The 2541-nt window shown below is 63.6% G+C and carries 3 protein-coding genes; 1 reads left to right on the forward strand and 2 read right to left on the reverse strand.

What is annotated here, in order from left to right; translation table 11 throughout:
• Positions 1–167: 167 nt before the first annotated feature.
• Positions 168–749 carry a hypothetical protein gene (locus VMS22_13505; GenBank protein ID HXJ35043.1) on the forward strand — a complete coding sequence of 194 codons (582 nt, stop codon included), beginning with the start codon at positions 168–170 and terminating at the stop codon, positions 747–749.
• Positions 750–1063: 314 nt separating this feature from the next.
• Here VMS22_13505 and VMS22_13510 read toward each other — a convergent pair whose 3' ends face one another.
• Positions 1064–1825 (reverse strand): response regulator, encoded by a 762-nt coding sequence (locus VMS22_13510; protein ID HXJ35044.1) that lies wholly within the window; start codon positions 1823–1825, stop codon positions 1064–1066.
• Between the two features lie 17 nt (positions 1826–1842).
• Positions 1843–2541, reverse strand: a 699-nt coding sequence (locus VMS22_13515; protein HXJ35045.1) for a histidine kinase, incomplete at its 5' end; no start/stop codon positions are given.

Raw genomic sequence — 2541 nt, forward strand, 5'->3', positions numbered from 1 at the left:
GGAGGTTGTCGCCGAGCGCCACCAGATCTTCATGAATGACGGCGGCGCTTCCTTCACCAAGCGCGACGGTGCAGAGCGTCGCCGCGATTCCCGTTGCGATCCCGAGCATCGTCAGCAGCGAGCGCAGAGGGTGACGGAGCAGGGCTCCTAACGCCGTCCGAAGCAGGATGATCGGCCCCATCGGTCTGTCGGAGCGCCACTCCGCCCACGTCTTCGTCTATACTCCCGGCGTGCGAGCCATCAGTACGTTGCTCGTCGTCGGCGTCGTCACCTTCTGGCCCTCATCGGGAGCGGCGCAGACGATCGAACGGACGAACGGTCCTGACGATGACCACGCGATCGTGTTCGAACTCGGCGCGGCCGGAGACTGGTCGTCGGAAGAGGGTGCCCACCCGGGCGGCACGTTCGCATTCGAAGTCACGCCCATCGAACATTGGCTGGAACTCGAGGTCGGCGTCACGGCCATCCATACTGGTCAAGGCATCGAAGTGCCTGTTGATGTCCTCTTCAAGAAGCCCTGGCGTGTTTCGCGGACCTTCGAATTCATGGTTGGCGTCGGTCCCGAGCTGATCCATGAGACGGGAAGCGAGGCGGCAGCACATTGGGGCTTCTCGTCCGTGCTCGATTTCATGTTCTGGCCGCGCAAGGACGTCGGGTGGTATGTCGAACCGGGCTACGAGGTGACACGGCGGGACGGCATCTCTCATCACGGGTTCGGACTAGCGATCGGACTGCTGCTCGGCCGATGATGTTCAGCCTCGGGATGGTTGATCATCCAAGGGACACCGACAAACAGCAGAAACAGGACGAAGGCCACGAACAGCCAGAACTCGATGGACGAGTGTTTGTACCACTTCAGGCGCTGCAGGCGTTTGCGGGAACCGCGATAGGCCGATCTCGCTCGGCCCCGGTGCGTACGATGACCGTCGACGTGGATCGAGGGACGTCCGATACCCATTCTCGATGGGCGGACAGTACGCAATGCCGCCCACTTCGGAAGTCAGATTTTCAACCAGTCGCTGAATCTGGCCGATCGGCGGCGTGAATGGACCAACGAGCGGTGCTACAGCTTCAAGAGCCGTTCGCGAATCGATCGTGACTGCAGGCGGCTGATCGTCAGTTCCTGGCCCGTGCTGAGCACAGCGACGTGCGTACCGCCCGGCATGACGTTGACCTTCGCGATCAGGTCGACGTTCGCCAGGATGCCGCGACCCAGGCGAATGAACCGTGCTGGATCCAGGCGCTGCTCGAGATCCTTCAAGCGGAAATTGATCGTATGGCGCTCGTTCCGAATCGTCGTGATGTTGAGCAGTTCCCCCTCCGCGACGATGCACGCGATCTGCTGGACCGGGACAATCACGACTTCCTCCCGCTGGCGAATGGGGATGCGTTCGAGGTACGGCGGCCGCGTGGCCGCCTCGTAGCTCTCGATCGCCGCGGTGACGCGCGTCGCTTGTTCCGCAACAATCTCCTCGTGCTCGATCCGCTCCTGTGCCCGGTTCAGCGTCTCGCGCAGGCGTGGCTTGTCCACCGGCTTCAGCAGGTAGTCGACGGCATTGACTTCGAAGGCTTTGACGGCGTACTCGTCATGTGCGGTCACGAACGCGATGAGGGGCATCCGGTCCTTGCGCAGCATCCGGACGACACCAATGCCGTCGAGTTCCGGCATCTGCCAGTCGAGCAGGGCGAGATCCGGTCGCTCCTGCTCGATGAGCGAGACCGCTTCTTTGCCGGACGTGGCTTCGCCCACCACAGCGACATCATCGAAGGCACGGAGGAGGGCGAGCAGAAACGAACGGGCCGGCCGCTCGTCGTCGGCGATCACGACGCGAAGGCGCGCACTCACGGCCGTGCCCGACCCGCGAGGACCTCACGCGGCACGTGCGTCTCGACGGGCACGCGCACCTCTACAACGGTACCCATATCGGGCGCGGTTGAAATCGACAGGGATGCCGATGCACCGTATTGAAAGTCGAGCCGCCGCTCGATATTTCTCAGGCCGACGCCTGTGGCGCGTCCTCTGGCGAGGGCGTCTGCGCTCGAGCCTGCGCCGGTATCCTGGACAACCAGCAGGAGCCGAGGCGTATCGCTGGTCACCCGATCGAGCTGCGCTTTCACCACCATCCTCCCGCCGACGTCTCGCTTGCTGATGCCGTGCTTGACGGCATTTTCGACCAGCGGCTGCAGCACGAGCGGGGGCACGCAGATGTGCCGCAGTGACGCGGGCACGTCGATCGTCACCTCGAGCCTCTCTTCGAATCTCGCCCGCTCGATGTCGAGATACGCTTCCACCAGCTCGAGTTCTCGTCCGAGCGTCGTCAATTCGCCGTCGGAGCGCAGCACGGCGCGCAGCAGCGCCGTCAGGCGCATCAGCGTCTCCGTCGCCCGACCTGGTGCCGCCTGAATCAGGTATCCGATGGTGGTGAGCGCGTTGAAGAGGAAGTGGGGATTGATCTGCGCACGCAGCGCGCGGAGCTCCGCCTCCGTGACGAGCTTGTCGATCTCGCCTTCGCGGATTTCCCGCTTGTAGCGCTCGGCCGT

Source organism: Candidatus Eisenbacteria bacterium, assembly GCA_035577985.1.
GTDB lineage: Bacteria > Desulfobacterota > Binatia > DP-6 > DP-6 > DATJZY01.